The organism is Streptomyces sp. NPDC044064 (assembly GCF_056434245.1).
The window spans coordinates 41,568-47,721 of the sequence record NZ_JBWKFN010000051.1 but is presented as its reverse complement, the minus strand read 5'-3'; the positions used below and the strand labels follow the sequence as shown (position 1 = coordinate 47,721).

The 6,154-nt window shown below is 73.2% G+C and carries 8 protein-coding genes; 3 read left to right on the top strand and 5 right to left on the bottom strand.

What is annotated here, in order from left to right; all coding sequences use genetic code 11:
* The 3 genes from AC07DS_RS44565 to AC07DS_RS44555 form a co-directional block, all read right to left on the bottom strand.
* Positions 1 to 665 (bottom strand): PTS transporter subunit EIIB (locus AC07DS_RS44565; RefSeq protein WP_479154441.1); only part of this gene is annotated, 665 nt, incomplete at its 3' end.
* Positions 666 to 681: 16 nt separating this feature from the next.
* Entirely contained in the window at positions 682 to 1,605 is a 924-nt protein-coding gene (gene murQ, locus AC07DS_RS44560; RefSeq protein ID WP_479154440.1) for an N-acetylmuramic acid 6-phosphate etherase, read from the bottom strand.
* 35 nt (positions 1,606 to 1,640) lie between these two features.
* Positions 1,641 to 2,546 carry a MurR/RpiR family transcriptional regulator gene (locus AC07DS_RS44555; RefSeq protein ID WP_479154439.1) on the bottom strand — a complete coding sequence of 302 codons (906 nt, stop codon included), beginning with the start codon at positions 2,544 to 2,546 and terminating at the stop codon, positions 1,641 to 1,643.
* 64 nt (positions 2,547 to 2,610) lie between these two features.
* Between AC07DS_RS44555 and AC07DS_RS44550 the strand changes: the two genes are divergently transcribed.
* Positions 2,611 to 2,994, top strand: a complete 384-nt coding sequence (locus AC07DS_RS44550) for a hypothetical protein (protein WP_479154443.1) — start codon at positions 2,611 to 2,613, stop codon at positions 2,992 to 2,994.
* Positions 2,995 to 3,001: 7 nt separating this feature from the next.
* Complete coding sequence (locus AC07DS_RS44545) at positions 3,002 to 3,283, top strand: DUF4031 domain-containing protein (RefSeq protein ID WP_479154438.1); 282 nt, start codon at positions 3,002 to 3,004, stop codon at positions 3,281 to 3,283.
* Between the two features lie 26 nt (positions 3,284 to 3,309).
* Here AC07DS_RS44545 and AC07DS_RS44540 read toward each other — a convergent pair whose 3' ends face one another.
* Positions 3,310 to 4,410: a GNAT family N-acetyltransferase gene (locus tag AC07DS_RS44540; RefSeq protein ID WP_479154437.1), complete on the bottom strand. Its 1,101-nt coding sequence runs from the start codon at positions 4,408 to 4,410 to the stop codon at positions 3,310 to 3,312.
* A 26-nt stretch (positions 4,411 to 4,436) separates the two neighbouring features.
* Entirely contained in the window at positions 4,437 to 5,081 is a 645-nt protein-coding gene (locus tag AC07DS_RS44535) for an HD domain-containing protein (protein WP_479154436.1), read from the bottom strand.
* A 270-nt stretch (positions 5,082 to 5,351) separates the two neighbouring features.
* Here AC07DS_RS44535 and AC07DS_RS44530 point away from each other — a divergent pair, with 270 nt between their 5' ends.
* The gene (locus AC07DS_RS44530; protein ID WP_479154435.1) at positions 5,352 to 6,053 is read left to right on the top strand and encodes a copper homeostasis protein CutC; all 702 of its coding nucleotides are present in this window, start codon (positions 5,352 to 5,354) and stop codon (positions 6,051 to 6,053) included.
* Positions 6,054 to 6,154 lie beyond the last annotated feature (101 nt).

Below are 6,154 nucleotides of genomic sequence, written 5' to 3'. Positions count from 1 at the left end.
ACGACCACGGCGGCCACGGCACCGCCCAGCACCGGCGTGCCGCCGAACTCCTTCGCGGTGTTGTATCCGACGAACACCGCGATCAGCGCCATGAAGGCGGAGGCGACGGCGGCCAGGGCGGGGGTCAGGCCGGGCAGCCATCCGGCGTTCACCAGCAGCCCGTTGATCCCGGCGAGGATGCCGCAGCCGATCAGGGCGGGGATGAGCGGCACGAAGACGGCGGCGATGCGGCGCAGAGCGGTCTTGAAGGGGGTGGCGTTGCGCTGCCGCAGCCGCTCCTTCAGCTGGTCGGCGACACCGGCCGGTGGCTCACCGGCCGTGGGCCGCACGACCGCGGTGCCCTCGCCGGCCGGGGTCCGCACGGCCGCGGCACGTGGGGGCGCGGTGGCCATGGCCGTCGCGGTGACCTCGTCGACCTGGATCCGCACGGCCGCCGTGACCTCGACGACGACCCCCGGTCCCAGCACGACCTGCAGGGAGGAATCCCCGTCCGCGACGACCCCCAGCACTGCGGGCAGCCCCCGCAGCCCCTCCCCGTCGACCGCCGCCGGATCGGCGACGTCCAGCCGGAGCCGGGTCATGCAGTGGGCGACGGAGGTGACGTTGGCGGGGCCGCCGACCCGGGAGAGGACGGCGGCTGCGATGGAGGCGGGGTCGTTGCGCACGCCCCGAGCGTGCGGCTCAGGTGCCCGTGACCGCCAGCGCGGCACGCAGATGACCGCCGGACTCCTCCAGAAGGCGGGCGGCCGTCGGGCCGTCGACGCCGGCGAGGATGGTCAGGACGGCGTTCTTCACCTCGCCGCCCGACTCGGTGAGCGCCTTCTCGATCTCCTCCGCCGAGGCTCCCGTGGCCAGCGCGACGATACGGCGGGAACGGGCCCGGAGCTTGTCGTTGGAGGCGCGCACGTCGACCATCAGGTTCCCGTAGGTCTTGCCCAGGCGGATCATCGTGATCGTCGACAGCATGTTGAGCACCAGCTTCTGGGCCGTGCCCGCCTTCAGCCGCGTCGAGCCGGTGATCAGCTCGGGCCCGACGACGACCTCGATGCCGTGCTCGGCGGCGGCCGCGAGCGCACTGTGCTCGTTGCAGGCCAGCCCGACGGTCAGCGCGCCGAGCGCACGGGCGTGCTCGACGGCGCCGATGGCGTACGGGGTACGGCCGGAGGCCGAGATGCCGACGACGGTGTCGTCCGCACCGATCTTCAGCGCGTCCAGGTCCCTGCGGGCCAGCTCCTTGGAGTCCTCGGCGCCCTCGATCGAGGTGACCAGGGCCTCGGGGCCGCCCGCGATCAGACCGACGACCTGGGCGGGGTCGGTGTTGAAGGTGGGCGGGCACTCGGAGGCGTCCAGCACGCCGAGGCGTCCGGCGGTGCCCGCGCCGGCGTAGACCAGACGTCCGCCCCGGGCCATCCGCTCGGCCACGGCGTCGACGGCGGCGGCGATCTCCGGCAGCCGCGCACCGACGGCGTCGGGCACGCCGGTGTCCTCGCGGTTCATCAGGCGGGCGATGTCGAGGGTGGGCAGCCGGTCGATCTCGGCGAGTTCCGGCCGGAAGGCCTCCGTGGTGAGGGACTCCAGCTCGTTGCGCAGGTCATGGGAGGTCATGGGGGGTGGCTCTCTCCGATTCGCGTGCTCTTCACTCACCTGGGATGGGTGCGGTGCCGGTGCGCCAGCGCCTCGTAGGACGCGGCCAGCGCGGGCGCCGCACTCTCGTACGTCCGCTGCGCCACCCCTATGAACAGGCAGTCCACCACCAGCAGTTGACTCGTCCGCGAGGACATCGCGGCCGGCCGCAGCTCGGTCTCCCGGGAGGTCGACGTGGCCAGGACGTGGTCGGCGTACTGGGTGACCGGCGAGTTCGGGCGGCCGGTGATGGCCACCGTCGTCGCCCCGTGCTCGAAGGCGACCCGGAGCGGTTCGATGACGTCCCCGGTCGACCCGGAGTGGGTGATCGCTATGGCCACATCACCAGAACGCAGCTGCACCGCGTTGGTCACGGCCAGATGGGGATCGCTGTGCGCGTGGGCTATGAGCCCGATCCGCAGCAGCTTCTGCGTGAGGTCCTGCGCGACCAGGCCGGACGCGCCTATGCCGTACACATCGGTGCGGCGGGCGCCGGCGAGCGCGGTGACGGCCGCGCCCAGCTGGGCGGTGTCGAGCCCGGCGGCGGTGTCGGCGAGGGTCTGCTGCTCCTCGTAGGCGAGCTTGGCGACGACGTCGGCGATGGGGTCGTCCACCGCGATGTCCGTCGTGATCGCGGGCGCCCGGCCGGACTGCAGCTGCGCGGCTAGCCCGGCCAGGGCGAGGCGCAGATCGCGGTAACCGGGATAGCCGAGCAGCCGGGCGGTGCGCACGACCGTCGCCTCGCTGGTGCCGGTCAGTTCGGCCAGGCCGGTGACCGTGAGGGCCGCGCATCCCGCCGGGTCGCCCGCGACCGCCTCGGCGACGCGCTGCATGGACCGGGTCATGGAAGGGGCGAGGGTGCGCACCTTGGCGGCGAGGGAGCCGCCCGGACTTCCGAAAATTTCCTTCACGTCCTGGGTCACCAATGAAAGATATTTTCGTTTCAGTCTCCCGGTCAAGAGTGCGCACAATGGGACCATGGAGTCTCTGTCCCCGCTGTCCCCGCTCGAGCAGGCGCTGCACGCCGCCCGCGCGCTGGTGCTCGCCGACCTGGTCGCGGGCGACGTCGCCGAGGCCGACGTGGTCTCCCTGGTCGAGGACTCCGTCACACAGCGCCGCTGGTGGGTCGAGCAGTGGCCGGACGGAGTCGAGTACGTGGCCGGGCTGATCGCGCAGGACGTCCAGGACGCGCTCCTGGAGCGGTACGGCCGCTGGCCGCTGTGCCCGGTGTGCGGCTCGGGCGATCCGCACGCGCTGGACGTGGAGCCGGAACTGGGGCCCGACCCGCACTGGGTGTGCAGCAAGGCGGGCGTGAAGGTGGCCGCGGTGGGCTCGCTGGGACGGGCCACGGGCGGGACGCGGTCCTCGTGAGGCTCCCGTGACGCTGTACATCGACCCGCCGTCCTGGCCCGGCCACGGACGCATGTGGTCGCACCTGGTGAGCGATGTGTCCTTCCAGGAACTGCACGTGTTCGCGGCGGAGTTGGGCGTACCCCGGCGGGCCTTCGAACGCGACCACTACGACATCCCGTCGCACCGCTACGCGGACGTGGTGGCCGCCGGGGCGGTGGAGATCGGCTCCAAGGAACTGGTCCGCAGGATCACCGAGGCGGGGCTGCGCCGCCCCAAGGGGCGGCCGGCTCCCTCGGTGCGGGACTGAACCGGGTCACGGGACGCGCGTGGCGCTCACCGCCGCCGGATGTGGAGCTGCAGCGCGCTGTCCCCGTCGTTCTCCTGCTGCGCCGTCCGCTCCTCCTCCACGGTGGCCCGGACGAAACCCGCCCGGGACACCACGCGCTGCGAGGGGAGGTTGTCCCCGTCGATGGTCGCGAACACCGTGTCGACGTCGTCCCGGGCCAGCGCCCACTCCGTCAGCGTGCGCAGGGCCTCGGTGGCATAGCCCTGGCCGCGGGCGCCCTCGACCAGGTCGTAGCCGACCTCCACCCGGCCCTCCTCGTCCGGGACGCCGTGGAAGCCCATGCCGCCGATGGCGCGGCCGTCCTCGTGGCGCACGAGGGCGAAGACGCCGAACTCGGGCCGGTGCACGCCCGATTCATACGCCTTCACCAGGTGGGTCGAGGCCTCCCGGGTGCCCTCGAAGGGCCCGCCCTCGATCCACTCGAAGCCGCCGTCGCCGCCGAGGCGGAGGTCGCGGGCGGCGGCCGGGCGGACCCCGACCAGGGTCAGGCGCTCGGCGGGGATGACGAGGTTGTTCCGCCAGCGCCACTCGGTGACCGGGGCACGGCCGGGCAGTTCACCGCGGCCGGTCGCCCACAGCAGGGTCGGCCAGGGCGCAGGGCCGGGCTGGACATGCGGGAAGAGCCAGGTCAAGACGGCCTCGGCGAGCTCCTCGGCCGGCTCGTAGGCGACCCCGAGTCCCTCGGCGATGTCATACGTGTGCAGCAGCACCTCGGTGACACCCATCGCGGCGAAGCCCTCGCGGTCGGCGCTGCCGAAGGGGAAGGGATGGACGGCACGGACCTCGCGCGGGGTGGTGCGCACGGTGGCGGCGAGCAGGGCGCCGGTCGACCGGATCACGTCCAGCACACCGGCGTTGTGGGCGTCCTCGTCCACGGTGACCTCGAAGGGAAGCCAGTCCTGGGCGCCCACGACCAGCCGGCTCGCGTAGCCCAGCAGGGCATCCACGAGGTGGTCGGCCGTCTCCCGGCAGCTCCACTCCAGCCCTCCGGCCCGGACAGCCTTCCAGTCCCGCTCCACCGCCGTGCCGAGCACCGCCACGGCGCCCTCGACGGCAGCGGTCACGTCATCCCCGTTTATCGGTCGCATGGGCGAACCCTAGGGTGCGGCCTCCGTCAGGTCGACAGCATTTCCAGCTCGCCCGCCAGGTTGTAGCGCGCCGTCGCCTCCCAGTGCTCCCGCCCGTACGGCGTGCGGAACAGGCCCGGCAGATCGAGGAGTTGGCGCAGGATTCCCGAACGTCCCTCGCGGAAGGCGTCGTTGGGGACGAAGTGGTACTCCTCGCGGACCTCGGCGGTGTAGGCGGCGTACCTCGTCGGGGGCGCGGCGAGGACGCCGAGGTCGGCGTCGCAGAGGACCTGGCCGTTGCGGTCGTCGTCGGTGGGGTCGTGGGTGACGGTGAGGCGGACGAGCCGGGCCGCCTCGGCCGTCTTCGCCTCCGGCAGCCCCGCCTCGTGCAGGGCGCGCTCGGCCAGGTGCGCGGAGCGCTCCTCGTTCTCGGAGCGGTCCGGCAGGTACACCGCGTCGTGGAACCAGGCGGCCAGCCGGACCACGTCCGGGTCGTCCGCGTACTTCTCCAGCACGTCGATATGGTCCAGGACCGCCGTGAGGTGGTCGAGCGTGTGGTAGTGGCGCTGGGGCTCCTGCCAGCGGGTGAGGAGGTTGTCCGCGTAGGGCGCGGGGTCGGGGCCGTCGCCGGGGGCGCGGGCTCCCTCCAGGGCGCGGGCGAAGCGGAGGCGCAGGGCGTCGAGGTCGGCCATGTGCTCATTCTTCCGTGACGCGCGGCGGACGGCGCCCCTGGCGTGGGCCCATGACTCGCACAGAGGAAGCACGGGATCCCGAACTCCCCGGCCGGCTGCCGGAGGCCGAGCGGGACGCACTGACACCGCTGCTGTGCTCGCGGGCGGACGCTGGCGGGTGCGGTTGAGGAAGAACTGAACATCTTCGGATGAGGGGCGGTCCGGGCGGGTACGGAACCCGGCGTAGTCTTGAATTGGACTAGACCTGTAGTCGCCGATGAATGGGGTGCCATGAGCAAGCGTGCAGTCCTGGAGGTGATCGCCCTCGACGTCGAGGACGCGGTCGCCGCCCAGGCCGGAGGCGCGGATCGTCTGGAGCTGGTCACCGAGATGGCGGCCGACGGGCTCACCCCGTCGGCGGCCACCGTCGCCGGGATCCGGGCCGCCGTCGACATCGACCTGCGCGTGATGCTGCGGCTGGCGGACGGGTTCGCGGCCGGAGGCCCCGAGGGCGTCGAGCGTCTGGTCCGGGTGGCGGGCGAGCTGCGGGAGGCCGGCGCCGACCAGTTCGTGCTCGGGTTCCTCGACGCGGACGGGGGCGTCGATCTGGACGCGGTGGAGCGGGTCGTCGCCGCGCTGGACGGCTGCAGCTGGACCTTCCACCGGGCCGTCGACCGCGCCGCCGACCGCGACGCCCTGCGCAAGCAGCTCGCCGACCTGCCCGGCCTGGACACCTACCTCACCGCAGGCTCCGCCGCCGGCGTCGACGAGGGCCTGCCGACCCTGGTCGCCGAGGTGTGCCGACGGGGCGAGCCCGGCTACGACCAGACGATCCTCGTCGGCGGCGGCCTCCGCCTGGAGCACGTCCCGGCCCTCCGCCACGCCGGCATCGACGCCTTCCACATCGGGGGCGCGGCTCGCTCCGCGGGGTGGGCAGGACCGGTTGTCGAAGGGGCCGTGCGGGACTGGCGGAGGGTGCTGGACGGGGAGTAGCGCCGTTCGGGGGCAGGTCGAGCGCCGGGTGCAGGTGCGTTGTGGCTGGCCGCGCCCACGCGGCGGAGCCGCACATCGATGCGGCCCCGCGCCCCTTTGGG

Excerpts from the sequence above, each read along its gene's own strand:
- AC07DS_RS44535 (WP_479154436.1), bottom strand. The coding sequence starts at position 5,081 with ATGGCCGACCTCGACGCCCTGCGCCTCCGCTTCGCCCGCGCCCTGGAG.
- AC07DS_RS44540 (WP_479154437.1), bottom strand. The coding sequence starts at position 4,410 with ATGCGACCGATAAACGGGGATGACGTGACCGCTGCCGTCGAGGGCGCC.
- AC07DS_RS44530 (WP_479154435.1), top strand. The coding sequence starts at position 5,352 with ATGAGCAAGCGTGCAGTCCTGGAGGTGATCGCCCTCGACGTCGAGGAC.
- murQ (WP_479154440.1), bottom strand. The coding sequence starts at position 1,605 with ATGACCTCCCATGACCTGCGCAACGAGCTGGAGTCCCTCACCACGGAG.